The sequence below is a fragment of the Leptolyngbya sp. 'hensonii' genome (genome assembly GCF_001939115.1).
Classification (GTDB): domain Bacteria; phylum Cyanobacteriota; class Cyanobacteriia.
This window is the reverse complement of record NZ_MQTZ01000044.1, coordinates 1-25,727: the sequence shown is the minus strand read 5'-3', so window position 1 is coordinate 25,727 and position 25,727 is coordinate 1. Positions and strand designations below refer to the sequence as shown.

The following is a 25,727-nucleotide window of genomic DNA, read 5'->3' as shown; positions in this document are numbered from 1 at the left end:
CTGGTAGCTAGAATCTTTGGTAGGAGTCAGAAGCAATTTTATATTCTGACTCTTGACTCCTGGGCACCCATGGGATCAATTGGAGAGCAATTCCTCTTCATCTGCGGTCAGGCTATCTTCATCCAGGGCCTGGAATTGGGTCAGATGAGGCCGAATCATCAGGCTGGTGCCGATCGACCAGGCCAGGGCCGCCATCCAACCGGCCAGGATATCGCTGGGGAAGTGAACACCCAGATACAGCCGGGTCCAGCCAATGGTAATCACATAGACGGTACCGATCAGCAAGATTGGCCAACGCCAGCGGCTGGGCCACAGCAACACAGCCAGGATGGCCACAATCGCCATACTGGTCATGGCGTGGCCACTGGGAAAAGCATAGTCCGTTTCTGGGGTCATGGATTCCCAAAGATGGGGACGCACCCGATGCCAGAAGGCTTTCCCGATCCGGTTGATCGCCATGTTGCCTGATAGAGCCACGAGCAGGTAGGCCAGCGATCGCCAGCGGCGCAACCCCAGCAAGAGCAGGGCCAGACCCAGAGCCAGGGGCCAGAGGGTCCAGACACTGCCCAGGCGGGTCAGAATCAGGGCCAGGGTATCAAGCTGAGATTGGGTCGTGCTGTGTAACGCCAGTAACAAGGGGCCATCCCAGGGAAAGCCCCCCTGATATTGCCAGACGGCTACCGCCAGTTGTTCAAAAACCAGCACCGGAAACCCGACACCAAACAGAAGCACCAGCAGCGATCGCCAGCGGGCCTGGAGTACTTTTGCGAGAAAGTCTAGAAATGCTGCAAGACGTATCATGTGACTAGTTTCCAGCTTGCCACCATCAATAAGCTGTAAACCATAGCCTGCAAAGGTCGCTGGGGAACGAGCTGACATAGTTTGGCTCCTAACCATACGCCTGGTATAGCCCCCAGCCAGATGGCTCCCACCAGGGACCAATCCACAGTGCCCAAACTCAGGTGCCCCAGGGAGGTAAAACTGAGCAGGATAGCGGCCTGGGAGATATCGGTGCCAACCAGTTTGCGGGCATCCAGTTGAAAGAACCCCACCAGAACCAGGGCAAACATAGAGCCGGAGGAAACGCTGGTTAAGCCAACCAGACAACCGAGAACAGCTCCAGTGGCCAGGGTTAGTCCCCGGCCCCGTCTGGTTTCCAGATTAAACTTAGGTAAAACCGGGAGTTGCCAATGGGGGACAACGATCGAGAACACAAGTTGCACCAGGGCCAGCACGGTGACCAGTAAGATCATGACACCCAGGGCTTTGAGCAAAAAAGCATTGCGAATATCCAGACCGATCGTCTGCATGCAATACAGTAGGCCCACCCCCGTTAAAGCTCCTGGTACACTGCCTAAGGCCAACCACTTGACGACCTGGGGGTCCAGGGTCTGTTGTCGCCAGTGTTTCACACTTCCCACTACCTTCATAAAACTGGCTGCAACCACATCAGAGCTGATGGCGATCGTGACGGGAATTTTGAAGACATAAATCAACATGGGAGTGATCAAAGCAGCACCACCAATGCCAGTGAGTCCCACAATAATTCCTACAAAAAAACTCAAAAAAGCAAGCAAGCTGTAATTCATCACTCGTACCAATTTGAATTGTGCGTCTAACAGATATTTTCTGTACAGATCTCGGATGTAATGGCTGTGCAGAAAACATCTGGAGCATTCTTACAACCAACGTTGGTAGTAGTTCATCACCCTGACGAAAGTTTTGAGGGCAACACCAGATCCGCCCCGTCACCCCTCTCAAGAGAGGAATGGGTTTGCACACATCATCTCCCCGGCAGAAAGGAGGGGAGATTAAACACCGTGTCAGTCGCAAAGATCTCAGGCAGACCCAGAATTTTTAGCTGGACTAAAGCCAGGATGAGCAGGGTATAAACAGTGGAGGAAAAGACACCGGTTAAGAGTTCTTTCCTCCAGTTGCGCGTCCCGGATGGGTCCTTGACCACATCTAGAACTCCAGCCTGCATCAGGAGAATACCCAGAATATTAGAGAGCCAGTAGCCCGCAATCATACCGGGAAGCAACAGGTTGGCATCCAGGAGATGGCAGAGGTAGCCAATCCCATAGGCGATCGGCAAATTGAAGATCAGGTCGTTCCACCAGGAGAGGGGCGAGAGCAAATAGCCCACCACCAGTAACAGGCCACCTCTCAGTTTCTTCAGGGAAAACTCTTGCCAGACAGTCACAAACAGTTGGGGCAAGGCTCTGAAACCGAGGGGACCAGGGGATGAAGTCATAATCTACAGTTTATTGATGGGAGTATCGTAATATCCTTCATCCTATCAGGAGAAGGATATTTATACTACGATATTCCGACGGATTTACCGTTTTTATGACTAATCGGGAGTCAGAATTTAATCTTTGTCTCGCTTCTGACTCCTGACTGCTGACTTCTCAAATAGCCTGAGCCGCCAGTTCCGGAAAGGTAAAAACCTTCGCGTCCTTGGGTTTGACATAAACCTGTTGCCGGGGTTGCAGGTCGAGTTCCTTTAAAACTTCCCTTGGGAGATGCACCGTGATGACTTCCCCATCTTCCAGAATCAGTTCAACCTGGGTTTCCCAGCCCAGGTAAATCACCCGATAAACAGTGGCCTGAGCCCCGCCCTCTATGGGTTGTAGTTCAATCACCAAATCGTGAGGCCGGAGAAAAACTTTGGGATGGAGAAGTTGGGCATGATTGTGTCGAAAGAGGGGAGCCCGGTTGGAAAGCACATTGACCGGACCAATAAAACTCATGACAAAAGAACTGGCGGGTCGATCGTAAATCTCAACGGGTGTTCCCACCTGTTCAATCCGGCCCTGGTTCATCACCACCAGGGTATCTGCCACCTCCATGGCTTCTTCCTGGTCGTGGGTGACAAACACAGTCGTGACATGAACCTCGTTATGCAAACGCCGCAACCAGGCCCGGAGTTCCTTGCGCACCTTTGCGTCTAGGGCTCCAAATGGCTCATCCAGCAAGAGCACTTTGGGTTGGAGAGCCAAGGCTCTGGCCAGAGCCACCCGCTGCCGCTGCCCACCAGAGAGTTGGGAGGGATACCGATCGCCCAGACCAGCCAGTTGAATCAGGTCGAGTAATTCCGTCACCCGCTTCTGAACCTTTGACTGGGGCCATTTGGAAATCTCCAGACCAAAGGCGATGTTCTGACGCACCGTCAGATGTTTGAACAGGGCATAGTGCTGGAATACAAAGCCAATCCCCCGATCCTGGACACCAGCCCTGGTGACATCCTGGCCCTCTAGCAGAATCTGGCCGCTGTCAGGGTGTTCCAGTCCAGCGATCACCCGTAACAACGTAGACTTTCCTGACCCAGATGGACCGAGCAGGGCAACCAGTTTTCCGTCTTCAATATCAACGCTGACCTGGCCCAGGGCCATAAAACTGCCAAATGCTTTGGATACATTGTCAATCCGAATAGCCACAGGTAACGCTCCAGAGTGATAAAAGAATATAGGCACATCGCAGATTTCATTGGCATCAGGTCCGAGGACGTACCATCTCACCTGATGCCAATGAAATCTGCCCTAGGGACTTTACAGAAAAATACGGCAAATCGATCAAAATATAGTATTTAGAACATTAAAGTACCATAATCTGCTCTAAAATCCGATAAGTTTATCGAATATTCGGAGTATGGTTGCTGTAACTCACTTGCGACTCATCCTATCGGCCAGGGTTGAGTATGCATTGTTATCGCTGATAGCATTGGCCCAGGTTTGGGACCGGCAGACTCCAGTTGCGATCGCTGAAATTTCAACCCGCTATGCGATTCCGGGCGGCTATGTCGAGCACATTTTCATGCGATTGCGGCGAGGGGGATTTGTACAAAGTCAGCGCGGCTCCAAGGGCGGATATCGCCTGACCCGAGCTCCTGATCAGATCCGGATCATTGAGGTGATTCAGTTGATTGAAACTTCTGCTGAAGCCAATCTTCATACCCAACCCGGTGACAATCCCAGGGTCTACAGTGCCTCCAAGCTGGAGCGGGAGCTAATTCAGGAGATCTGGCAACAGGCGCTTTCCGCCTCTCAAACTGTCCTCAGTGGGTATAGCCTGCAGGATTTGCAACAAAGAACTTTGGCGCAATCGTCCTGAGAACTATTCGGCTCATAATATGACGTTGCCGCCAATGCCTCTCAAAATTTAATCTGAATCTACACTTTTCTTGTCGGATAGCTGTGGATTTTTTTGCCTTTTACCAGTACTATCTAGGATTATTAACCGGTACTCCGAGTGAATAACCGTAGATTAGAGGTGGCTATGAGATTTGTGTGGTCCATTGTGAGCCAGTGGCAGCGATCGCTGTATCGTTTCAGATTTGATTCTCTGCGGGGCTTTATTTCCCTATTCCTGGTTGGAGCCGCCCTCTCGGTGGCGATTGCAGCCTGCTCGCCTGGCAGTAATACGACACCGACCGCAACCAGTCCAACCAGTCCTGGCAGTTCGGCCAGTCCTGTAGCAGAGCAGAAAAAGGATATCGAGTTGACCTTGGTTGCCTATGCTGTTCCTAAAGCAGCCCATGATGCGATCATCCCCAGATTTGCGGAACAGTGGAAAAAAGACCATGGTCAGACGGTGACCTTTAAGCAGAGTTATGGGGGGTCTGGGTCTCAAACCCGTGCCATTATTGATGGTCTGGAAGCCGATGTGGTGCATCTGGCCATTGGGGCCGATGTTAACAAGTTGGTGAAAGCCGGATTTGTCAGCGAAGAGTGGACTAAGCGAGTGCCCAACAATGGCATTGTGGGAGAAACGGTGGCTGCCATCATTACGCGAGACGGCAATCCCAAATCCATCAAAACCTTTAATGACCTGACCCGCGATGATGTTAAGTGGGTCACAGCAGACCCCAAAACCTCTGGAGGAGCTCGCTGGAATTATTTCGCCCTCTGGAATCATGCGATTAAGTCTGGCAGTGACGAAGCGAAAGCAAAAGAATTTGTCACCAAGGCTTATCAAAATGTTGCGGTGCTAGCCAAGGATGCGCGGGAGTCTACCGATGCCTTTGTCAAGCAGGGGCAGGGAGATGCTCTGGTGAATTATGAGAATGAGGTGATTCTGGCCCAGCAAAAAGGCGAGAAAGTGGATTACGTTATTCCTGAAATTAATCTCTCGATCGATACTCCCACTACTGTGATCGATAAGTACGTGGATAAACATGGTACACGAGAAGTGGCTGAAGCCTTTGTCAAGTTCTTGTTTACGCCGGAAGCGCAGCGAGAATTTGCCAAGGTTGGATTCCGTCCGTTGGGGGATGTTGCAAAGGAGAAGGAATTTGTCACTCAATTTCCACCCGTGAAGCAACTGGGCAGAATTGATGAGTATGGCGGCTGGCGTGAGGCTCAGAAGATTTTTGAAGATGGCGGTTTCTTTGATGAAATTCGGTCTAAACGCCAGAAGTAACGATCAACAGAAGATCGTGGGTTAAATCCCGTTATGTCCCTTATCCCTCCTGAGAGGGGATGTAACGGGATTTAACTCTCATTTCTAACACCTTAATCATGCAATTTCATGCCCACTGATCTGCAATGGATAGCCTCCCATGACTGCTACTTCGATCGAGCCTAATTCAACTCAAAAATTACCATTCTGGCGTGTCTGCCTCCAGGCGATCGTGCGTATGCCCTGGACCTGGCGGATTACCCTGGGTTACCTGTCGGTGATGCTCTTCCTGCCCGTGGCGGCAATGTTTCTCAAGGCCAGCCATGAGCCCCCAGCCAACTTCTGGCGCATTGCCACCAGCCCGATCGCCCTGGCTACTTATGATGTCACCTTCACCACATCTCTGTTTGCAGCCCTGATTAATGGGGTATTTGGCACCCTGATTGCCTGGATTCTAGTGCGTTATAACTTTCCCTTTAAGCGCCTGATCGATGCTTCGGTAGACCTGCCCTTTGCCCTGCCGACCGCAGTGGCTGGTCTGACTCTGGCTACTGTCTATAGCGACAATGGCTGGATTGGATCGTTGCTGGTGCCCTTTGGGATTAAAGTCTCCTTCACGCGATTGGGGGTAGGCGTAGCCATGATCTTTATCTCCCTACCTTTTGTGGTCAGAACGGTGCAACCCGTCTTGCAGGAGATGGAAAAGGATATTGAGGAAGCGGCTTGGTGCCTGGGAGCTACCCAGTGGCAGACTTTCTGGCGCGTCATCCTCCCCCCCCTGTTCCCCTCCATTCTCACGGGAGTGGCCCTGGGATTCTCGCGGGCCGTCGGAGAATATGGTTCCACGGTGATCATCTCCTCCAACACCCCCTTTAAAGATCTGATTGCGCCCATCCTGATTTTTCAGCGCCTGGAACAATACGACTACACTGGAGCCACTGTCGTTGGTACGGTCCTCCTGCTTCTTTCCCTGCTGTTGCTGCTAGTCATTAATCTGATTCAATCCTGGGGACGCCGTTATGACCACCGTTAAGACTCCACCTCGATCGATCGCCTCCTCCTCCAAACAACGGAGTTGGATTCCTGCTGTCCTAATTGGTATTGGCATTGCCTACTTGGGCCTGATCCTGTATATCCCGGCTCTGAATGTTTTCTATCAAGCCTTTAAGAGTGGAATTGGCCCCTTCTTCTCCAATCTGACCCGTCCCGATTTTATCTTTGCGGCCCAACTGACGGTCGCCCTGGCTGCGATCGCGGTGCCTCTGAATACTGTCTTTGGGCTTTGTGCTGCCCTGGCAGTGACCCGTTACAAAGTGCCCGGTAGGGCTTTCATTCTGAGCATTATTGACCTACCTTTTTCGATCTCTCCTGTCGTCGCAGGTTTGATGTTGGTGTTGCTCTATGGTCGGCAGGGCTGGTTTGGTAGCTTTCTGCAAGCCCACGACATCAAGATCATTTTTGCCTTTCCAGGCATGGTGCTGGCCACTGCCTTTGTCAGCATGCCCTTTGTGGCCCGGGAAGTGATCCCGGTTCTGGAGGAAGTGGGTCTGGATCAGGAAGAGGCGGCCAAAACCCTGGGAGCCAATGGCTGGCAAACTTTCTGGCGCATTACGTTGCCCAGTATTCGTTGGGGCTTGCTCTATGGTTTGATCCTGACTAATGCTAGAGCCATGGGCGAATTCGGAGCGGTGTCTGTGGTTTCCGGAAATATCGCCCGCCAGACTCAAAGCCTGCCGCTGTTTGTGGAAGATACCTACAAACAATATGAAACTGAAGTAGCCTACTCTGCTGCCGTTCTCCTCGCCCTGCTGGCCGTAGTCACCCTGGTATTGAAGGAAATTCTGGAGCGCAAAACCCGAATTAAAGATGTCAAATAGCAATGCAAAAAATTATGACTGATATAAACCGTTCTACCCAAAAACGAATTCGTCTGCGAATTCCCAAACATTATCAACAAGAACCCATTATTTCCCAACTAGTCTCCAACCACCATTTAACGGTTAACATTACAGCCGCCATTTTGGGGGCTAATGCCAATGGGGATGGCTGGTTTGATCTGGATTTGCGGGGAACCGAAACCCAAATCAACGAGGCTTTGGTTTACCTAAACGACCTGAGTTTGGAGATCTGGGGTGGGCCTGAAGCGGATGGTTGGTAAAGGGGCCAACGATCATCCTCTCAGCAAGACCTGGCTGGGGTCAGGAACTGTTGCTGGGATCAATGGTGAGTAAAGGATGCAACAAATCAGAATTTAATCACACTCTTTAAGCTTATCTTAAAGCCTGTAAGTCTACGTATTTACCGTATTATCATAGGTTATCCCTGGTCCCATCTATGACGAATTCGACCGGGAAACTGGTACCCAAAGAGGAATTCAAGATGCGAATTGCAAATGATGTGACGGAATTGGTTGGTAAAACACCCCTGGTAAAGCTGAACCGCATTCCCCAGGCTGAGGGGTGTGTTGCCAGAATTGTGGTCAAGTGTGAAGGGATGAACCCGGCTGCATCCGTGAAGGACCGGATTGGTGTCAGTATGATTCAGTCTGCTGAAGCAGCGGGTTTAATTGATCCGAAGCGAACGGTTCTGGTGGAGCCCACGTCTGGAAATACGGGGATTGCCCTGGCCATGGTTGCCGCAGCCAAAGGTTATCACCTGATTCTGACGATGCCAGAAACCATGAGCCTGGAGCGGCGGGCCATGTTGCAAGCCTACGGGGCTCAGCTAGTTTTAACACCTGCCAGTGAAGGCATGAAGGGAGCCGTGCGACGGGCCGAGGAGATTGCTGCTTTTGTCCCTAATGCCTTTATGCCCCAACAGTTCAAAAATCCCGCCAATCCTCAAGTCCATCGGGAAACAACTGCAGAAGAACTTTGGGTTGATACGGATGGTCAGATCGATATTTTGATTGCAGGCGTGGGAACGGGGGGCACGATTACGGGGGTAGCCGAGGTGATCAAAGCTCGCAAGCCGGGATTCCAGGCGATCGCAGTAGAGCCCCAAGAAAGTCCGGTTTTATCTGGTGGAACCGGCGGACCTCATAAGATTCAGGGCATTGGCGCAGGATTTGTTCCCCAGGTATTAAGAACCGATCTGGTGGATGAAGTGGTGCAAGTTAGCAGTGAGGATGCGATCGCTTTCAGTCGTCGATTGGCTCGGGAAGAAGGCTTGCTATCGGGGATCTCCTCTGGTGCAGCTCTGGCGGCAGCAGTCCGGGTGGGGCAACGGCCTGAAAATGCAGGCAAGCTGATTGTCATGGTCCAACCCAGTTTTGGGGAGCGCTATCTCAGCACGGCCCTATTTAAGGACTTGCCGGAAGTCGTCTTGTTTAAAGACTTGTCAGCCGCAGTTCCAGAAGGGGAAAAAGCACTGGCTGTGACCTAAGCAGCTACAGGTCACATAAGCCAGACCAGGAGGGGTGGTGATCACCCCTTTTTTTGGCCTTGCCCAGGCGTTGCATGCTATCCGCACAGGCTTGGGCGCAACGCCTCTAATCGGACAAACTACAAAAAACCGGTAAACAAATCGTAGTTTTTGGTTTCAAAGCCTTGTTTTTTTCCACTGGCTGTGGAATTCTGTTAGATGAAATTTAAATACGATACTCCTTCCGAATTACCGTAGATTATTGAGCCTACGCTTGAATTCGTTCTTTACCTGCAAACAGCTATCGGGAAAGTCTTATGACATCTATCCGTTCTGCTTTGCCCACGCTTCAGACTAGTCTGAACCACAGAACGGCTCTCCCAACTGGCCCAACTGGGCACTGTCCCATGACTCAAATCCGGCTGCAAATTGTCATCCCTGGACAGCATCTTCAGGAACCGATTATTTCCTGTCTAATTGCTCACCATGGTTTGGTCGTCAACATCCTCGCCGCCCAACTCCAACCGCAAGACAACGAAAAGGGATGGTTTGATCTGCAGCTTCGGGGAACAGTCTCTCAAATTTTGAAAGGACTGGCTTTTCTGGAAGCGCTAAATCTTTCCATTCAAGGCAAACCTAATCCCGATGGGGATAGCTGGCATTACTGAGAATCCCTATGGAATTATCCTCCAGAATCGAGTACGCTCTCATGGCTCTCATGGAACTGGCAGCGGCCCGACAGCGGGGAGCCTCCCTATCCCTCAGCGAAATTGCCAGGAGACAGGTTATTCCCGATCGCTATCTGGAGAAAATCTTGGCGAACCTGCGTCTGAGTGGAATTGTGCAGAGTCAGCGGGGTGCCAGGGGAGGCTATATTCTGACCCGATCGCCCCAGCAGATTACCCTGCCAGAAATTATCCGATCACTTTCGCTGACCCATGGTGGTCCGGTGGATGCCAGAAATGACCTGAGTAACCCCATGACGTTGGAAAGGCAACTCTTACATGAAATCTGGCAGGAAGTAAGGCAAGAGCATCAGGAAGTGCTGGAGCAATATACTCTGGCAGATATCTGCCAAAGGCGGGACACAACGCATCCAAGCAATCCGATGTATTACATTTAGTCCTAGGGTTAACCGGGAATGAATTTCAGAGCGATGCCATTGATGCAATAACGTTTTCCAGTTGGTTTGGGGCCATCATCAAACACATGGCCCAGGTGTCCGCCGCATCGACGACAGTGCACTTCTACACGAGTCATGTAGAAAGAGGTGTCGATCGTGGTTCCTACAGCTCCATCAATGGGGGCGTAAAAGCTGGGCCAACCTGTGCCACTGTTAAATTTGGTTTTTGAGCTGAACAATGGCAGATTACACCCGGCACAGGCGAAGAGTCCTTTGCCATATTCCTTGTCCAGGGGGCTGCTGCCAGGCCGCTCGGTTCCGTGCTGTCGTAATACCTGAAATTGATCAGCGGTCAAAATCTTGCGCCATTCCTGCTCTGTTTTAGTGATTTCAAATCGAGCTGCTGCCGTTGCGATTTCGCCCTTGCTTTTGCCGGGTAAGTAATGGGATAACAGGGCTGTGCCAACTGTTGCGGTACCCGCCCATAAAAAGTGTCGTTTCTTCATATTGGTGTGTCGTGGGTGATTCAGTCGGAAGGATGTGGGGAACTGAATCTTGATCATGGGTCAATGGCCTGAATGGGTGGTGAAAGACACTTTAAAGACAGTTAAGAAAATCCCTGGCGATCGCAGCCCTTTGCTCCTGAGCAGCCGGTTTCTCCCTTGCCAGAACCTCGTATGGTGCTGGCTGTATTGACAATGGCGTTCTGCAGTTGGGTCTACCAAAAGCCAGTCGGGGAAAACCCGGTATTGGTACAGAATTGTTCACCTGCAAGGCTAACTGGCGATCACTGGAGGGTCTTCAGCAATTCCCGATGTTGAGAGATGGAAGCGAGGGTATTCGCCGCAATCATGCCACTGGCTGCAACGGCAGGCACCCCAATACCAGGGAAAGTGGAATCGCCACAACAGAGCAAGCCCTTGAGAGCGGTTTTACAGCCAGGAAACAATCCCTGGCCTGCAGGAATTGCAGGGCCATAGCTGCCCCGATCGCGCCGGAGGAAACGCTCATGGGTGAGGGGAGTTCCCACCAGGGTGACCTCACACCGATTGCGCAGATCCGGAATAATCCGCTCTAACCCCTGCCAGAGAACCTGACTGCGTTCAGTCTTCAATTGTTGATAGCGATCGCTTTTGCGATCCAATCCGGCCCAGAGCTCATAGGGTTCTGTGGCCGGGGTATAGGCATGCAGACAATGCTTACCACTGGGGGCGAGGGTGGCATCCAGCACCGAGGGAATAGACACTGCTACGACGTTCTGAGGTGCATCTACCCCACGCTCCCAGTCGTTCACGATCAGATAATGGCATTCCAGATCAGGAGGGAGATCGGCGGCTTCGATACCCAGGTGGAGATGCATAAAACTGGGACAGGCCCGAATCTGCTGGCGTTCCTCCAGGACTGGGGTCAGGGTGTCTTCTGGTAAGAGTTTGAGGGTATCCCAGCCGGAAGCATTGGAGACAACTGCATGGCGGGCTCTAATCTGCTCTCCAGTTTTCAACTTCACCCCCACAGCCTGCTGTTGCTTGACTAAAATCTGTTGCACCGGCGCATGCAGCCGTAACCGTCCTCCATAGCGCTTTAACCCTCGCACCAGCGCCCCAATCAACGCCCCTCCCCCCCCCTGGGGATAGTCCAGCACCACATTAGGACGGTACCAGTCTGCAAACATGAAGGCCATTTCAGCTGCGATGGTGCCTTTGGCTGGTAGACCTGAGAGCATGAAGCAGAGCAGGTCGAGCCAGTTTCGAATCAATGGATCGTAAACCACCCCGTCCAGAAGTTGGGAAAAGGGGCCTGACAATTGAAGCATCGTCCAGGCGTGTTTCAAGATGTTGGGCAGAAACGGAGAAAGGGTGCTGACCATGCCCCAGTCCGATCGCACCGCCATGGGGGGAATGGCAATGGAGGCAGCCTTCAGCGGTTCCATCAACCGTTGTAACTGTTGCCATTCGGCAACGGCATCTGGTCCGCGCCATTGGGCCAGGAGTTGAGTAAAGGACTCTGCACCGACCGCTGCTCGAAAGTACCCTTCCGGCAAGAAGCAGCCCCAGGCGTCATAGGTGAGCCAGGGAACATCCTCTCCGATCGCATCCAGAACCTGGCGGAGGGGATTGGCGGAGGGGCTGTAGGATAGGCCGGAATAGAGGGATGGGCCAGAGTCGAAGTGAAATCCCTGGTACTCAAAGGCATGGGCAGCTCCCCCTGGAATACTGTGGCTTTCGCAAACAAGGACCTGAAATCCATAGCGGGCTAGCAAGGCTGCACAGCAGAGGCCACCAATGCCACTCCCAATCACCACCACATCTACTGTTTCCATCCCTTACGTTACCTGATTTGAGATCACTCCCTTTGAATTCTAGCGCTGACATTCCTGGGGTGCCGGTGGGTTGGCCCCTGGAGCAGGGGAGCGTTGCCTGATCGGTTGTTGCTGAATGGGTTTCTGGCCTGGAACCAGGTTCAGTTCTGCGTGGCTTAATTTTTTACCATGCAGAAGTTTTATGTTGTCTCCCTGCTGGCTGAGGGGAGTTGAAGCCAGCAGGAGCAGGACGCTTATTTGAAGATAAACAGGAGACCGATCGTGGCGAGTAACCCATAAATGAGCTTCTCGAAGGTGGCTGCCGGAATTTGTTTATGGATCATACTCCCCAAAATAACGCCAACGCCGATCGCGGGGAGTGACGCTAGATAAAGCCCGATCACGGGCTCTGTCCACAGGCCAGTCAGCCCATGACTGACCACCACCAAACAATTGGTCAGGAAGAAATACCCCTGCAAATTGATGTGGTAGTAGTCAGGAGGCCAGCGGCGCAATGTGCCGTACATAATAATCGGTGGGCCATTGGTGTTGTAGGCCCCCCCCAAAATTCCAGCAGTAAATCCAAACATCCCAGCCCATTTCTCATCCCGCAGTTGGGGCAGGGAGAACCCACCCACCCCATACAGCCCATATAGCATCAGAAGGATACCCAGAATGAGTTTGGCCAAGCGTTCTGGTGCAATGTGGATCAGCACCAGGCCAAAGGGAATGCCGATTAGGGTCGCCCCAATCAATCGCCACATTCCCCGAAAACTCAGGGTGGACCACTGCTGTAACAGCACCGTGAGGGCCGTAGTCACGCCCATCAGGGCGACCAGGGGGGTGGCAATCCGAAGTTCCGTAACCAGGACCAGCAATGGCATCGCCACCAAGGCATCGCCAAATCCGACCGCCGATCGCACCAGGGTTGAGAGAAATAAAATGCTGACAATGAGCCATGGGGATACTTCTGTTTCCATCCTGATTCCCTAATACACCAGGTTCACCAGGCCCAAACTCAAGAGGGTAATAAACAGCCAGGCCGCACCTCCCAGATAGATTGGTTTTAACCCCAGCTTCCAAATGTTCTGAAGCCGGGTTTCTAAACCCATGGCTGCCATGGCAACCGTCAGGAGATATTGATTCATCTGGCCCAGGCCGGTTTTCAGTAATTCGGGAATGATGCCAGTGCTGTTGAGCAGGATCAAGCCGACAAAAATGATGATAAACCAGGGCAGAGTGGGATAGGAGCGGAGACCTGGACGGTCCGATCGCCCTGGGCGGGTGAACAGTCCCAGACCGATCGCCAGAGGAGCCAACCACAGAACCCGCGACAGTTTTGTGATGCTGGCTAGATCTCCACTGATGGCATTGACCTGGAAAGCAGCGGCGATGACCTGAGCAACTTCGTGGATCGAGGCTCCACACCAAACCCCAAAAGCTGGGGCCGATAGCTGTAGAAACGACTGCACCAGCGGATAGAGGAGCATGGACAGGGTCCCAAACAACGTCACAGTGGCCACCGCATAGGCCGTATCCTCATCCGAACTATCCAGAACGGTACTGGTGGCCACGATCGCAGAGGCACCGCAGATAGCGGTGCCTGCAGCAATCAGACAGACCAGGTTTCGCCGCATTTGCAAAGTATGTCCAAGCCAGCAGGTGAAGGCGAAGCTGAGCCACAGCACAACTGTCATAACCATAAACCCAACCAGACCCACCTGTTGTAGTTGTACCAAGCTAAGCTGTAACCCCAGCAGGGCGATCGCCACCCGCAGGAGTCGCTTCAGGGCAAAGGTAATTCCCGGCTGGTACAGGGCTGGCACCTGCGACAGGTTTCGCACCAGAATCCCCAGGACGATCGCCAGCATGAGTGGGCTCAAGGCCGTTAGCCCTGAGGTGGTTCGCAGCAACAGGGCAATACTGGCTAGGCTCAAGCTCAGGAGCAGGCCTGGTGCCAGAAGAAGGAGGAGCGATCGCCAATAGATCCCACGAATTTTGATCGCAAAATTCTGCTCCGGCAGGGATGCTTGAAGTTTCTGCCGCATAGTGTTCAGATGACTTGTGAAAAGATGGGTTATGCCTCGATCGGCACTGGAGCAAACGTGTGATCCAGGGCCGCTGCGATCTGACGAAAGACCTGGGCAGGAACTGAGTTGGGATAGGCCAGGGTCAGGGGAGTTCCAGCATCACCACCCGCGCATAGAAGTGGATCGATCGGCACCTGTCCCAGCAAAGGGGTTTGTAATTCCTCAGCCAGTTGTTGGCCACCACCGCTGCCAAAGATTGGTGTGGGTTCACCACAATGCCCACAGAGGAGATAACTCATATTTTCCACAATTCCCAGCACTGGAATACCAACGCGACGAAACATATGAATGCTGCGGCGGACATCGGCGATCGCCACCTGCTGGGGAGTTGTCACCAGAAGAACCCCACAAATTGGACTTTCCTGAATGATGGTAATCTGGGCATCTCCAGTGCCCGGCGGCAGATCGATCAGCAGGTAATCCAGATCGCCCCAGGCAACTTCATGGATGAATTGGGTAATGATCTTGTGGAGAACTGGACCACGCCAGGCCAGGGGATGATCCGGTGCTGCCAGCAGCCCCACGGACATGACCTTGATACCCTGGGCCTCCAGGGGGAGAAACCGTTGTCCCTCCGGGGTGTCAACCAGGGACACTTCTACCGGATTGATCCCCAACATCTGGGGAACATTGGGGCCATAGACATCCGCATCCAGCAACCCCACTCTGGCTCCCTGCAGGCTCAGAGCTGTAGCCAAGTTCACCGAGGTCGTGGATTTGCCCACTCCCCCCTTACCGCTGGAAATCGCCAGCGTAGTCCGAACACCAGGAATGGTGCAGAGTTGTACATAGGCTTTTTTGCACCAGGGTAAGGGATGGAGTCGATCGAGAACCACCTGGCGGAGATAGTGCTGATGTTGCCCGACATAGAGCCGCAGAGAGATATAATCATCCACGACGCGCAGGTTACGCACCATGCCTAAACTGACCATATCGCGCTTCAGAACAGGCTCGATAATCTGCTTCAGGCATTGTACAGCTTCCCGATAACGGGCTTCGGTGACGGCATCCATCGGGGTGGGCGGAGGAGCATCCTCCGGGTGGGTCTGGCGAAAGGGAGAGGCATGACTAGGCATTGGAGGGTTCCTGTAGGGATTCCTGAATTTTCAGAATGGCGCGTTCCGCATGGATGCTGACATCCCGATCGGGGTCATCCAGGGCCTGTTGCAGCGCCTGCAAGGCCTCCGGATTTCTCAGCAGGCCGAGGGCGATCGCCGCATCCCGCCGCACATCCGAATATTCATCTGCTAACGCCTGAATCAGAGCAGGCATCGTGCTGCTCTGGGGCGTTTTCTGAATGGCCTGAATCACAAACTTGCGCACCTGCCAGTGGGCATCGGTGATCGCCACCTCTAAGGCGGGAACGGCAATGGCATCGGCATGGAGGGCGAGAGATTTGGCGGCATCCCGCCGCACCTGCCAATCGGGGTCATCCGTCATGGCGCGACACAGTCGGCCCACCACATCAGCATCACTCAGGTGTCCCAGGGTCAGGGCCGCTGCCCGCCGAACTTTCTCGTCCACATCATCCATCAGGGCGATCGCCGGAGGGCACTGGTTCACCTGGTTCAGATAGCGCAGGGTGGTGACGGCTGCTTCCCGCAGAGGTGGATGGGTAGACTCGAAGAATGGCAGCACGTAGGGCAAACATTGAACATCATGGATCTTGCGTAACAGATAGAGAACATGCAATTGTACTGGCCCATCACCCGTTTGTAGGGCATCCAGAAGTAACAGTAAATGGTCACCCGATACAAGTTCACCTAGGGCTGATTTTGCTTCCTCACGAATGTCCTCATCGGAGGAGCCCAGACAGGCGATCAGGGCAGGCACGGCTTTGGGATTGGCAAATTCCCACAGGGCGGTCACGGCTAATTTCTGGACGGCAGGGCTCTCATCTTTCAGGGCAGCAATCAGGGCATCGATCGCGCGATCATCATATAAATGTTGCAGTGTTTTGACAGCAACCAGGCGATCGCTTTCCTCGCTTGATTGCAATAGGTCAATCCAGATTTTCAGTTCGGAATCGGTGTCAAGCGACATGATTGCTCCTCTGTAAATGCATGGGCATAAGTCTTTTAATCCAGCACCTGGGCAGCAAAATAGCTCAATCTGTTTGATCAAGCTGTAGCAGGTCAAACATTACCGTAACAGGAATGGAATTTGCACAGTGATGGCATTGGTTGGGCATTCCTTTTCGCAGGGAAGGCAGAACCAGCATTCATCATATTTCATGTAGGCTTTGCCAGTTTCAGGGTTTTTGGCTAACACATCTAATGGACATACTTCAATGCAAGCCGTGCATTTCTCCAAACACTTTGATTCGTCTACAATCACGGGCACATCAACCCATTGTTCAACTAACGCCATGGTTTCTTCTCCTGATTAACGAACGGCTACATCGTACACTTCATGATCGAGATCAACGCTCACAATGTAAGGATCAACAGGGCACTTAAATAGCACCATCTCTCCGGCTTCATCTTTCTTGAGATTGACGTTACAGAACCACTCTTCGTTGTTCTTTTCGGGGTAATCCAGACGATAGTGGTAGAGGCCCCAGCGACTCTCTTTGCGGTAAAGGGAAGCCCGGGCCGCCATTTCGGCACAGTCCCGAATAAAATGCACCTCCATGCACCGCATTAACTCATGGGGATCGCGAGCCCCCATCAGGCTGAGGGTTTCTTCATAACGGACAAACTGGCTCAGGCCAATTTCCATCCGATGCTGGGATTTGGGGGGTTGGAGATAGTCGTTGACCAATCGCCGGAGTTTGTATTCTACCTGGGTGTGGGGAACCCCATTGGGACGATCGAGGGGGGCATAAATTCTGGCTTTTTCCGCCTCCAGCCATTCCCGATCGGGATCTCCATGGTCAACCCTGGCACTGTAGTCCATCCCATTTTCACCACAGATCCGACCATAGACAAAGGCCCCAATCATGTAATTATGGGGCACACTGGCCATATCGCCAGCGGCATAGAGTCCTGGTACGGTGGTTTCGCCCCGTTCGTTGACCCAGACCCCCGATGCACTGTGGCCACTGCAGAGACCAATTTCGGAGATGTTCATCTCAACCCCATGGGTACGGTAGTTTTCACCCCGACCGGCGTGGAATCGGCCCCGGCTTGGACGTTCATTGGCCCAGAGAATGGTTTCAATCTCAGAAATCGTGTCTTCATCCAGATGATTCATCTTCAGATGGACCGGCCCTTTACCAGAATGCAATTCCTTGTAAATCTCCAGCATCATCTGGCCGCTCCAGTAGTCGCAGCTAATGAAGCGGTGTCCTTCGGCATTGGCCGTGTAGGCTCCAAAGGGTCCAGCCACGTAGGCACAGGCAGGCCCATTGTAGTCTTTGATCAGGGGATTAATCTGGAAGCATTCAATGTTGCTCAGTTCAGCACCCGCATGGTAAGCCATGGCATACCCATCCCCTGCATTGGTGGGATTTTCGTAGGTGCCATAGAGGTAGCCAGAGGCGGGCAGACCCAAGCGGCCACAGGCCCCCGTACAGAGGATCACTGCCTTCGCCTGGATGACGACAAAATCCCCATTCCGCACATCGAACCCAACGGCCCCGATCGCTCGACCATCCTGCACTAAGACCCGGGTGGCCATGACTCGATTCGTCACCCTAACCTTGTGGCGCTTCACCTGGCGCGTCAGAATCGTCTTCAGGTCTTTGCCTTCTGGCATGGGGAGGACGTATTTGCCCACCCGATGGACCTGCTTCAGATCGTAGTTGCCCTGGGCATCTTTCTGAAACTTAACTCCCCAAGACTCCAGTTCCTGGATGACGGCAAACCCCAATTTTCCAGTCTGGTAGACAGCCTTCTGGTTTGCAATCCCATCATTGGCGATCGTCACCTCCCGCACATATTGTTCTGGTGTGGAGTGACCCGGAATCACCGCCGTATTCACCCCATCCATACCCATCGCGATCGCACCACTGCGTCGGATATTTGCTTTCTCTAAGATCAGGACATCGCCATTGGGATTTGCTTGCTTGGCCTTAATGCCTGCCATTGTTCCTGCCGTACCACCACCAATAACCAGCACATCGGTCTGCATTAACTGAGTGTTCACGCAAAATTCCTCCCTTTGCAAAACATCCGTCGTCAGTGATTCGACTCGATCGAATTAGGAAATGCCTGTGTTCCACAATGCTGTTTCGATTGCCGTCGAAAAAAACAATTTGGTTGATGAAATGGAACTACTTAAGCCACATTTTGCAACAAACATCACTGTTTTGAAATCTCCGTCTTTTATAGACTGATAAAACCCTTGAATGAGTAAAGGCGAGGTAATTTTGCCTGTATAGCTGCAATATTCGGGAGCATGTCACCTTTGTAGCCCAAGCAAGCTACACCCTAAATCCCCAAGCGGGGAGAAGGGGTTGGGGGATCTAGACGCAGAGCGGCTTCCCCTGGGGTGGGCAAATTTGCAAAAGTGACATGCGCCCCAATATTCCTTTTGTTGGATCTGTTTGTTGGATCTGTCCCACCTATTAAGAACCCGCGATGGAAGTTTATCAAGTTCGAGTCTTTTTAGAAGTGGCGCGGCATCTCAGCTTTACTGAGGCTGCCGATGCCTTAAATTTGACCCAGCCCGCTGTCAGTGCCAAGATTAAATCCTTGGAATCAGAGCTGGGTGTGCCATTGTTCTATCGACTAGGGCGAAAGATTCAACTCACAGAAGTTGGGCAATTCCTATTAGAAGAAGGTGTAAAATTAATCGCCGTCGAAAACCAGTTACTCCAAAAGATTGAGGAAATCAAGAAAGGCAAATTTGGCAACCTGCGGATTGGCACAACAGGGGCAATCGCCCATGGCTGGTTGCCTGATATTCTGTTCACCTATCGCCAGACCTATCCCCGCATCCAGACCCAATGCCAGGTCTTCCAGTCCCCAGAGGAACTGTATCGGGCGATCGTCACCCAACAGATTGACCTGGGCATTTCAGATATCAATTACGACGAATTCGCAGAAATTTCCACGGTGGTCATCGATGCCGTGCATTACGGTGTCTTTGTCTCTGCCTCCCATACCCTGGCCAGTCAGCCCTGGCTGAGCCTGCATGATCTAAAGCATTACCCCTGGGTGTTGCAGCCGTCTGGCTCTCCCAGTCGCCTGTTTTTTGAGGCCAGATTGGCAGAATTAGGACTGGCCCTGGCAGAGTTTGACCAGGTTGAAACGATCGACACCCTGAGCTTGATGCGAACCTATATGGAGCGGGGAAACTATTTGGGGTTTGCTTCAGAACTGGAGTTTCGATCAGAGTGTGAATCCGGGATTCTGGTTTCAATTCCGTTGCAGGAATTTTCCCTGCCAGGGAACATCTTTTTGCTGTCTCTCAAGCGTCTCAGTGATTCGCTGGAAGCCTGCGTGACTTGCACAAAACGCCGATCCGTTGAACCCAATCCAGCCCAAAAACTGATCAATTTGCTTCCCCAGGCCAAACCCATCGAATCTTCATCCCAGTTCCCCAAGCCTGTAACCACCCCATCTGCAAGCTGGATGCGGCTGCGATCGCCCAATTTCACCCTGCGACCGATGGCCATCCAACGGCCCGATCGCCTGACTCTCAACATTGGGATTCAAAATAGCACCATTCCCACCGTCACTGCTGGCCTGATTATTCAACGCCTGGGTCTGCTGGAACATTTCCTACCCCAGGAGAAACGCTACAGCAATATTCACTACCAAATTCAATGGTGCGATTTTCCCACGGGAGCCCCGATCGTGGAGGGGTTAGCCACTGGCCAGTTGAATATTGGCATCCTGGGAGACTATCCCCTGCTCTTAAGTGCGTTGCAATCCCAGCAATCCGAAGTCTGTTCCACTCGTCTGGTCAGCTTTGTCGCCATCAACCCGGATGGCTCCTGCAATGCGGTGATCGTGCCCCATGCCTCGCGCCTGCAACAGATTGAAGACCTGCGTGGGCGGGTGATTGCCGTACCCCTGCGATCGTCGGCCCATGGGATGGTGCTGCGATCGCTGAATGCCGCCAATTTGCTGGAGGATGTGACCGTTGCCTCCCTCAAGCATGGCAATGCAGCTACCCTGTTTGACTTTGAGCAGGCCGCCGATGGCTACGCCCACTTTGCCCCCTTCCATGATATTGCCTGTCATCGGGGGCAGTTTCGATACCTGACAGATAGGACCACAGAGCCCCTGCCAGCCTTTTATGGGGTGGTTGTCAGCGGTGACTTGGCCGATCACTACCCTGATGTGGTGGTTGCCTATTTGCAAGCATTGGCTGCAGCCCAACACTGGTATGACACAACCCCTGCTGCGGCCAGCTTAATCAGTCGCTGGACAAAGCTGGAAGCAGAAATTGTGCATCGGATTTTGAGTGGTTCTCAGCAGACGGCAACATCAGGACGGTTCTTTGCCGAAATGCAAATTCGCCCGGACTGGTTAAGCACCCATGTGGCCGCACTGAGCGCAATTCCTGGGAATGAGTCCCTGCAGGGCCTCAACCTCGATCGCTGGATTCAATCTGAATTTATGCCAAAATTGGCAGCTTGATTTATTCCATGTCCATGTGTTTCAGGGTTTCTTCCCGAATCAGATCAAAGATCTGGCGGTTAATTGCTAAAAACTCTGCAGATAGCATATCGTCTACATGGCGTGGCCGAGGCAGGGAAACTTTGACGATTTCCTTAATTCGACCCGGGTTGACCCCCATGACAAAGATCCGATCGCTGAGAAATACCGCTTCCTCAATGTCATGGGTGACAAAAATAACCGTTGGTTTTAGCTCACTCCAGATGTCTAAGAGCAACTCCTGCATCATGTGACGAGTTTGGGCATCCAGGGCTGCAAAAGGCTCATCCATTAGCAGCACAGACGGCGCATTCACCAGGGCTCGAATAATGCTGGCCCGTTGCTGCATTCCCCCCGATAACTGGTACGGATAGGAATGGCGGTGCTTGTACAGCCCAACTCGATTCAGATAGTAATTGACCCGTTCTTCCCGCTTGGCTTTGGACATTCCCTGAATCTTTAAACCGAATTCGACATTCTGAAATGTCGTTTTCCAGGGCAAGAGGGAATATTGCTGGAAGACAAAGCCCCGATCGGCCCCCGGTTTCTCGATCGGTCGATGATCCAGCAAGACTTGACCGGTCGTCGGCTTGATAAATCCAGCAATCACGTTGAGCATGGTAGACTTGCCGCACCCGGAAGGCCCCAGTAAGCAGACAAATTCACCGGGTTCTATCCGAGTCGAGATTGCATCCAACACCGGGATGAAATGCCCTTTGCGCCGAAAGGCAACGGATAAATTCTCGACCTCAACTAATCCCTGGGTCTCAGTTTGCAATGGTTGCGTCACTAGCGTTGACACGACATCTCCCCTCTTTACAACTCATTGGTGTGATCAATCAGACTTAATGGCCCTGTTTTTTGGTGATCCGCCAGGGCATCAGCCATTGGGTCGCCCGATCGACAACATAGGAGCTGATGGCACCCAGCAGGCCAATGAGCAGCATCCCCATGACGATCGGGGGATAGTTGGAAGTTACATAGGATTCCCAGGTGAGGTAGCCAATCCCGAACCGTCCGGCCAAAATTTCGGCAGTCACCAGACAGAACCAGGAATTGCCCATGCCGATGACTAACCCGCTTGAGATGCTGGGCATACTTCCAGGTACCACAATGTCCTTAAAAGTGTGCCAGGAATTGGCCCCCAGACATTGGCCCACCCGCAGTAACACCAGGTCAGTTCCTTCAACCCCCTTGATCGTGCTGATCAAAATGGGAAAAAACGCGCCCACAAAGGTGATGTAAATCATGCCGGATTCGGCATTGGGAAACATCAAAATGGCCAGCGGAATCCAGGCCACAGCTGGGATCGGTCGGAGTAACTCCAGAGGCATAAAAACCAGGTCTTCGATCACTGAAAACCAGCCAATCAAAATTCCCAAGCCGATGCCCAGAAACGCTGCCGCACCAAAACCAACCAAAACCCGCATGATGCTGGCATTCAGGTGGGTCATCGGATTCTGGGCGATGAAGCGCACCAGGGCCGAGGCCACTTCGATCGGGGTGGGCACATAGGTGAAATTGATGAAGACATTGAATTTGACCATGCATAAAATCTGCCAGATGCCAAAGAAGAGAAATAGTGACAGAATGCGGCAGATCGTTTTGACTGTTTTAGCTGTCGAGAAGGGGAACGATCGCTCTGATGGCGATGGGTGAGGGCGCATGGTCCCCATAACGCCCTCCCGATCCATCAACCCAACCTGGGCAGAACGGCCTGAAGGTGAACCAGACATAAGATTCTCCGGACGAATAGATCAAGACCGATGGAGTGACTGTTTCATAGAACTGGATTGCACAACTGTATCCATGCACTCCATTCCGTGAAATCAGGAGTATGCGCCAGCGGGCCGTGAGATTTCTCGGGCAGACAGGTCCTGTAAGGCTTTGAAGCTGGCCACCTGAGCCCCAATCTTGCTGGCATGGTTCTGGGCTGCTTTTTCACTCAGGAAGGCGACGATCTCATCTCCTTTGCGCACAAAGAAGGAATTTTCAGCAAAGAGCTTCCAACCCTGGTTAAAGTCATGGACAAAAATAGCTCCCGTTGCCTTTTTCCCATCAGCCTTCAGCTTTTGTAGCATTCCCATCATGGTCTTGATTGAGGCAAAGTTCATCACCTTCTCCTCTCCCTTGACCCAGATTTGAGCAGCCAGTTTGGTGTCTTTGATCGGCTCCTGGGTCACGGCATCCAGACCCTCGATCGGAAACTCATCCCCCGTAGCGAGGTCATCGTATTTCAGGTTCATCTCCTGAATGGCCTGTTTCAGGAAGCTGTCATCGGCCCATTGGGAGATATCATTGGGATTCACATCCTCCTCCAGGCGCTTGAGTTGCTTGAGGGTGATGACACTGTTCTTGAGGGCATCAAAGTTGACCGGTCGAATGGTGGGATTGAGCCGTTGTAAGCCTCCCGGTCCCAGGAACATATACACCACTTCTCGCTCAACGCCAGACCATTCTTCCACCTTCGTTGCGATCGCTTCAGGCTGTTCCCGCAGCATTTTGTTGGCTTCCAGTAACGCCTTCAGATAGGCGACGACAATTTCAGGATATTGCTGGGCAAAGTCTGATCTCACCAACACCCCATGGAAGGTGGGTACTCCAGTTTGGGCACCATCGAAAATCTTGCGGGCAAACCCCCGGAATGGAAAGAGTTCACCAAAAGGGACAAAGTTGGCGTGGGCATCAATCTGATTGGTGCGCAAACTGGTGCCGCCCACCTCTGGAGCCTGACTAATCAGTTTCAGATCCTTCTCAGAGTCCAGTCCTGAATCCTGCAATGCCTTCAGCAGCATCCCATGGGCTGCTGAACCAAAAGGAACCGAAACCTGTTTGCCCCGCAGATCAGCCAGGGTTTTAATCGAAGAATCCTTCGGCACGAGTACCGCATTGCCAGCCCCTGTGGCCCCATAGCCCAGGGTGGCAACGTAGAGTGTTTTCACCCCACCCCCTTTCTTCTGAAAGGTGGTCATGTTGATCGTGGCAGGAAAATCACCCATCATGCCAATGTCAATTTGATTCGCCAACATTTTGTTAGTAATTGGAGGCCCAGAAGTGTAGCTAGACCACTCAATTTTGTATTCAACATTCTCGTATTTACCAGTCTTCGGCAGGTATTTTTCCAGTAATTTCTCTTCTCGAATAACTGGGCCACCCGTGGCTGTATTGATGACTTGATCCTGTGTTCCGATCGCAATTCGGATGACTTTCTTCTTCGAAGAATTCTCACTCACACTGGCAACCAGTCCCCCTGAGCAGGCTGCTACCAATCCCGATGAAGCTGCCAAAACCGAGAATAAAATCGTTCTTCGAGAAACCTGGGTTCTCATCACAATCTCTCCCAAAAACAGCATGATGTAAAGCATTTAAGTGATTTACACCTGACTTCATCTGTAAAATAAACTACAAATATTTGTTTCTCAGAAAACCTATTGATAGAAAAAATTAGTGGGTTAATAAAATTTTTGAATTGATTTATTTTGCCTCTGTATTTCTGAGCGCATCCTAGTTTTGTTATAGAAGTGCGAGCGTCCCGCTCGCGAGTGAGACGCTCGCACTCCGAAAATCTTGAATCTGCAAAAATGTGATGCTCCCTGTATTTCTAGCGTCTTTTAACAGTTCCCAAAAACTCTAGAGTATTCATAAGGAGTACATGCCACTTTTGTAGCCCACTTTTTAAAATATTAAATTGATCAAGCCATGAAAGGAGGTCCAAAAGCCTATCCAATCAGATGTTAAAAAGTCCGAATTCTGTTCCCATTCTCTATATAGTCACCCTTAAAAAGAGGCTGAAGAGGATTCTTAAAAGCCTAATTAGGGAGCATGTCACTTTTGTGGATTTGCCCACCCCAGGGGAAGCCGCTCGAGTGCATCCCACTTTTGTACCCCACCCTGCGGGAAGCAAGCTACACCCTAAATCCCTCTCCCAGAACGGGAGAGGGACTTTGAATTTGGCTCCCCTTCTCCCGCCGGGAGAAGGGGCTGGGGGGTGAGGGCAAGCAGAAGTTTATCGGTGTTATTTAATTCTCATTCCTGAGTAGGTTGGGTGAAACGAAGCGAAGCTCAACCTACGGGAAAAGTTTTGTCAGTCAATCAGGTCTCCAGGATCTGGACTTTTGAGATATCTTTCAGATTATTTAGCGCCTTTTCGGATTAACGCAATCCATAGATCTGGGAGTTCAGAATAATAGTCAATCTGCTCAATTCGATAGTAGACTAGTTGATCATCAACTTTCAAAATTAAAAAATCACCTTGCTTCAAATAACTCTCCTGAATCGTGATGTAAGCCTGATCTTCATCAACAGCATCGAAGAAGAAGTCAGAACCATTTTGATAATGCCTATAGTCAAAAGTTCTGGAATTGCAAGGATTCTGATTCCAGGGTAGGGCTGTTTTTCGATGAAGTGAACCAAGCTGGACTACCAGAAAAAGATTCATAAAGTTAGTCACGAGTTCGCTTAATGAACACAGTAACAAGTCAATCCTAGTTGCTCTAACCCTCTTGGGATATATAAGTAGGTCGGAGGAATAAAGTATAAGATAGATTTGGCCCTCTACTGGTTGTCTCTAGTGCCTGCCCCCTTACGAATCAAACTGAGTGACGAGGAAGACCGCACCCTGGCTGAACTGAGATTAGCCAGGACCGTGCCGCAACGAACCCGAGACCGTGCCCATATGCTGCGGCTGAATGCGCAAGGATGGACCGCCCCGGCAATCGCCGAGGTCTTTGAGTGCCATGAACATACGGTGCGAGCCACGATACGACGGTGGCAGCGCCTAGGCTTAGGAGGCTTATGGGAAGCCCCTGGACGAGGGGTGGCAGCGAGATGGCAGGAAGCGGACTTGCGCTACATCGAGCAATGTCTAGAAACAGAGGCTCGCACCTACAACAGTGTACAAC

The 25,727-nt window shown here is 52.0% G+C and carries 26 protein-coding genes; 10 read left to right on the top strand and 16 right to left on the bottom strand.

Annotation, left to right across the window (positions count from 1 at the left end):
* Positions 1-75 precede the first annotated feature (75 nt).
* From BST81_RS17045 to BST81_RS17030, 4 genes are all read right to left on the bottom strand, one after another.
* Positions 76-879, bottom strand: a complete 804-nt coding sequence (locus BST81_RS17045) for a phosphatase PAP2 family protein (RefSeq protein ID WP_253188350.1) — start codon at positions 877-879, stop codon at positions 76-78.
* A complete protein-coding gene (locus tag BST81_RS17040) occupies positions 798-1,589 on the bottom strand; it encodes a sulfite exporter TauE/SafE family protein (protein WP_075599709.1) in 792 nt (263 codons plus the stop codon). The genes BST81_RS17045 and BST81_RS17040 overlap by 82 nt, the downstream gene beginning before the upstream one ends.
* 194 nt (positions 1,590-1,783) lie before the next feature.
* On the bottom strand, positions 1,784-2,254 hold the full coding sequence (locus BST81_RS17035) for a hypothetical protein (RefSeq protein WP_253188349.1): 471 nt from the start codon (positions 2,252-2,254) through the stop codon (positions 1,784-1,786).
* A gap of 157 nt (positions 2,255-2,411) precedes the next feature.
* Positions 2,412-3,440: a sulfate/molybdate ABC transporter ATP-binding protein gene (locus BST81_RS17030; protein ID WP_075599708.1), complete on the bottom strand. Its 1,029-nt coding sequence runs from the start codon at positions 3,438-3,440 to the stop codon at positions 2,412-2,414.
* 211 nt (positions 3,441-3,651) lie between these two features.
* On the opposite strand from BST81_RS17030, the gene BST81_RS17025 reads away from it, so the two are divergent.
* From BST81_RS17025 to BST81_RS16990, 8 genes are all read left to right on the top strand, one after another.
* A complete protein-coding gene (locus BST81_RS17025; protein ID WP_075599707.1) occupies positions 3,652-4,113 on the top strand; it encodes an Rrf2 family transcriptional regulator in 462 nt (153 codons plus the stop codon).
* Between the two features lie 174 nt (positions 4,114-4,287).
* Positions 4,288-5,421: a sulfate ABC transporter substrate-binding protein gene (locus tag BST81_RS17020; protein WP_253188348.1), complete on the top strand. Its 1,134-nt coding sequence runs from the start codon at positions 4,288-4,290 to the stop codon at positions 5,419-5,421.
* Between the two features lie 139 nt (positions 5,422-5,560).
* Positions 5,561-6,433, top strand: coding sequence for a sulfate ABC transporter permease subunit CysT (cysT, locus tag BST81_RS17015; protein ID WP_075599705.1), 873 nt, complete (start codon positions 5,561-5,563; stop codon positions 6,431-6,433).
* Positions 6,420-7,277: a sulfate ABC transporter permease subunit CysW gene (cysW, locus tag BST81_RS17010; RefSeq protein ID WP_075599704.1), complete on the top strand. Its 858-nt coding sequence runs from the start codon at positions 6,420-6,422 to the stop codon at positions 7,275-7,277. Before cysT ends, cysW begins: the two co-directional genes overlap by 14 nt.
* Before the next feature lie 14 nt (positions 7,278-7,291).
* Entirely contained in the window at positions 7,292-7,558 is a 267-nt protein-coding gene (locus BST81_RS17005; RefSeq protein WP_075599880.1) for an NIL domain-containing protein, read from the top strand.
* Positions 7,559-7,779: 221 nt separating this feature from the next.
* On the top strand, positions 7,780-8,784 hold the full coding sequence (cysK, locus tag BST81_RS17000; RefSeq protein ID WP_075599879.1) for a cysteine synthase A: 1,005 nt from the start codon (positions 7,780-7,782) through the stop codon (positions 8,782-8,784).
* Between the two features lie 296 nt (positions 8,785-9,080).
* Positions 9,081-9,431 (top strand): NIL domain-containing protein, encoded by a 351-nt coding sequence (locus BST81_RS16995; protein WP_253188347.1) that lies wholly within the window; start codon positions 9,081-9,083, stop codon positions 9,429-9,431.
* Between the two features lie 8 nt (positions 9,432-9,439).
* Positions 9,440-9,886: an Rrf2 family transcriptional regulator gene (locus tag BST81_RS16990; protein ID WP_075599702.1), complete on the top strand. Its 447-nt coding sequence runs from the start codon at positions 9,440-9,442 to the stop codon at positions 9,884-9,886.
* An 8-nt stretch (positions 9,887-9,894) separates the two neighbouring features.
* Here the strand turns inward: BST81_RS16990 and msrB are convergent, their stop codons facing one another.
* The 8 genes from msrB to BST81_RS16950 all read right to left on the bottom strand — a co-directional run bounded on the left by msrB (position 9,895) and on the right by BST81_RS16950 (position 18,364).
* Positions 9,895-10,392, bottom strand: a complete 498-nt coding sequence (gene msrB, locus BST81_RS16985; protein WP_075599878.1) for a peptide-methionine (R)-S-oxide reductase MsrB — start codon at positions 10,390-10,392, stop codon at positions 9,895-9,897.
* A 281-nt stretch (positions 10,393-10,673) separates the two neighbouring features.
* Complete coding sequence (locus tag BST81_RS16980; protein WP_075599701.1) at positions 10,674-12,206, bottom strand: NAD(P)/FAD-dependent oxidoreductase; 1,533 nt, start codon at positions 12,204-12,206, stop codon at positions 10,674-10,676.
* 233 nt (positions 12,207-12,439) lie between these two features.
* Positions 12,440-13,165: a sulfite exporter TauE/SafE family protein gene (locus tag BST81_RS16975; protein WP_075599700.1), complete on the bottom strand. Its 726-nt coding sequence runs from the start codon at positions 13,163-13,165 to the stop codon at positions 12,440-12,442.
* Between the two features lie 9 nt (positions 13,166-13,174).
* The gene (locus BST81_RS16970; protein WP_083636916.1) at positions 13,175-14,233 is read right to left on the bottom strand and encodes a YeiH family protein; all 1,059 of its coding nucleotides are present in this window, start codon (positions 14,231-14,233) and stop codon (positions 13,175-13,177) included.
* A gap of 29 nt (positions 14,234-14,262) precedes the next feature.
* On the bottom strand, positions 14,263-15,351 hold the full coding sequence (locus BST81_RS16965) for an Mrp/NBP35 family ATP-binding protein (RefSeq protein WP_075599699.1): 1,089 nt from the start codon (positions 15,349-15,351) through the stop codon (positions 14,263-14,265).
* Positions 15,344-16,318, bottom strand: coding sequence for a HEAT repeat domain-containing protein (locus BST81_RS16960; RefSeq protein WP_075599698.1), 975 nt, complete (start codon positions 16,316-16,318; stop codon positions 15,344-15,346). The genes BST81_RS16965 and BST81_RS16960 overlap by 8 nt, the downstream gene beginning before the upstream one ends.
* Positions 16,319-16,417: 99 nt before the next feature.
* On the bottom strand, positions 16,418-16,645 hold the full coding sequence (locus BST81_RS16955; RefSeq protein WP_075599697.1) for a ferredoxin family protein: 228 nt from the start codon (positions 16,643-16,645) through the stop codon (positions 16,418-16,420).
* 15 nt (positions 16,646-16,660) lie between these two features.
* The gene (locus tag BST81_RS16950) at positions 16,661-18,364 is read right to left on the bottom strand and encodes a fumarate reductase/succinate dehydrogenase flavoprotein subunit (RefSeq protein ID WP_253188346.1); all 1,704 of its coding nucleotides are present in this window, start codon (positions 18,362-18,364) and stop codon (positions 16,661-16,663) included.
* A 434-nt stretch (positions 18,365-18,798) separates the two neighbouring features.
* Here BST81_RS16950 and BST81_RS16945 point away from each other — a divergent pair, with 434 nt between their 5' ends.
* Entirely contained in the window at positions 18,799-20,808 is a 2,010-nt protein-coding gene (locus BST81_RS16945; RefSeq protein ID WP_075599695.1) for a LysR substrate-binding domain-containing protein, read from the top strand.
* Between the two features lies 1 nt (position 20,809).
* Here BST81_RS16945 and BST81_RS16940 read toward each other — a convergent pair whose 3' ends face one another.
* The 4 genes from BST81_RS16940 to BST81_RS16920 form a co-directional block, all read right to left on the bottom strand.
* Positions 20,810-21,616 carry an ABC transporter ATP-binding protein gene (locus BST81_RS16940; protein ID WP_253188344.1) on the bottom strand — a complete coding sequence of 269 codons (807 nt, stop codon included), beginning with the start codon at positions 21,614-21,616 and terminating at the stop codon, positions 20,810-20,812.
* A gap of 55 nt (positions 21,617-21,671) precedes the next feature.
* Complete coding sequence (locus tag BST81_RS16935; RefSeq protein ID WP_083636915.1) at positions 21,672-22,562, bottom strand: ABC transporter permease; 891 nt, start codon at positions 22,560-22,562, stop codon at positions 21,672-21,674.
* A gap of 93 nt (positions 22,563-22,655) precedes the next feature.
* Complete coding sequence (locus BST81_RS16930) at positions 22,656-24,155, bottom strand: ABC transporter substrate-binding protein (protein ID WP_083636930.1); 1,500 nt, start codon at positions 24,153-24,155, stop codon at positions 22,656-22,658.
* Positions 24,156-24,958: 803 nt separating this feature from the next.
* Complete coding sequence (locus tag BST81_RS16920; protein ID WP_075599692.1) at positions 24,959-25,264, bottom strand: hypothetical protein; 306 nt, start codon at positions 25,262-25,264, stop codon at positions 24,959-24,961.
* Between the two features lie 108 nt (positions 25,265-25,372).
* On the opposite strand from BST81_RS16920, the gene BST81_RS16915 reads away from it, so the two are divergent.
* Positions 25,373-25,727 (top strand): helix-turn-helix domain-containing protein (locus BST81_RS16915; protein ID WP_075599691.1); only part of this gene is annotated, 355 nt, incomplete at its 3' end.

Bases quoted from the DNA above. Each gene is read 5' to 3' on its own strand.
- BST81_RS16965 (WP_075599699.1), bottom strand. From the start codon at position 15,351: ATGCCTAGTCATGCCTCTCCCTTTCGCCAGACCCACCCGGAGGATGCT.
- BST81_RS16945 (WP_075599695.1), top strand. From the start codon at position 18,799: ATGGAAGTTTATCAAGTTCGAGTCTTTTTAGAAGTGGCGCGGCATCTC.
- BST81_RS17005 (WP_075599880.1), top strand. From the start codon at position 7,292: ATGACTGATATAAACCGTTCTACCCAAAAACGAATTCGTCTGCGAATT.
- BST81_RS17045 (WP_253188350.1), bottom strand. From the start codon at position 879: ATGTCAGCTCGTTCCCCAGCGACCTTTGCAGGCTATGGTTTACAGCTT.
- BST81_RS16930 (WP_083636930.1), bottom strand. From the start codon at position 24,155: ATGAGAACCCAGGTTTCTCGAAGAACGATTTTATTCTCGGTTTTGGCA.
- BST81_RS16995 (WP_253188347.1), top strand. From the start codon at position 9,081: ATGACATCTATCCGTTCTGCTTTGCCCACGCTTCAGACTAGTCTGAAC.
- BST81_RS16955 (WP_075599697.1), bottom strand. From the start codon at position 16,645: ATGGCGTTAGTTGAACAATGGGTTGATGTGCCCGTGATTGTAGACGAA.
- BST81_RS16970 (WP_083636916.1), bottom strand. From the start codon at position 14,233: ATGCGGCAGAAACTTCAAGCATCCCTGCCGGAGCAGAATTTTGCGATC.
- cysT (WP_075599705.1), top strand. From the start codon at position 5,561: ATGACTGCTACTTCGATCGAGCCTAATTCAACTCAAAAATTACCATTC.
- BST81_RS17025 (WP_075599707.1), top strand. From the start codon at position 3,652: ATGGTTGCTGTAACTCACTTGCGACTCATCCTATCGGCCAGGGTTGAG.
- BST81_RS16980 (WP_075599701.1), bottom strand. From the start codon at position 12,206: ATGGAAACAGTAGATGTGGTGGTGATTGGGAGTGGCATTGGTGGCCTC.
- BST81_RS17035 (WP_253188349.1), bottom strand. From the start codon at position 2,254: ATGACTTCATCCCCTGGTCCCCTCGGTTTCAGAGCCTTGCCCCAACTG.
- BST81_RS17040 (WP_075599709.1), bottom strand. From the start codon at position 1,589: ATGAATTACAGCTTGCTTGCTTTTTTGAGTTTTTTTGTAGGAATTATT.
- cysW (WP_075599704.1), top strand. From the start codon at position 6,420: ATGACCACCGTTAAGACTCCACCTCGATCGATCGCCTCCTCCTCCAAA.
- cysK (WP_075599879.1), top strand. From the start codon at position 7,780: ATGCGAATTGCAAATGATGTGACGGAATTGGTTGGTAAAACACCCCTG.
- BST81_RS16920 (WP_075599692.1), bottom strand. From the start codon at position 25,264: ATGAATCTTTTTCTGGTAGTCCAGCTTGGTTCACTTCATCGAAAAACA.
- BST81_RS16975 (WP_075599700.1), bottom strand. From the start codon at position 13,165: ATGGAAACAGAAGTATCCCCATGGCTCATTGTCAGCATTTTATTTCTC.
- BST81_RS16960 (WP_075599698.1), bottom strand. From the start codon at position 16,318: ATGTCGCTTGACACCGATTCCGAACTGAAAATCTGGATTGACCTATTG.
- BST81_RS16990 (WP_075599702.1), top strand. From the start codon at position 9,440: ATGGAATTATCCTCCAGAATCGAGTACGCTCTCATGGCTCTCATGGAA.
- BST81_RS16935 (WP_083636915.1), bottom strand. From the start codon at position 22,562: ATGTCTGGTTCACCTTCAGGCCGTTCTGCCCAGGTTGGGTTGATGGAT.
- msrB (WP_075599878.1), bottom strand. From the start codon at position 10,392: ATGAAGAAACGACACTTTTTATGGGCGGGTACCGCAACAGTTGGCACA.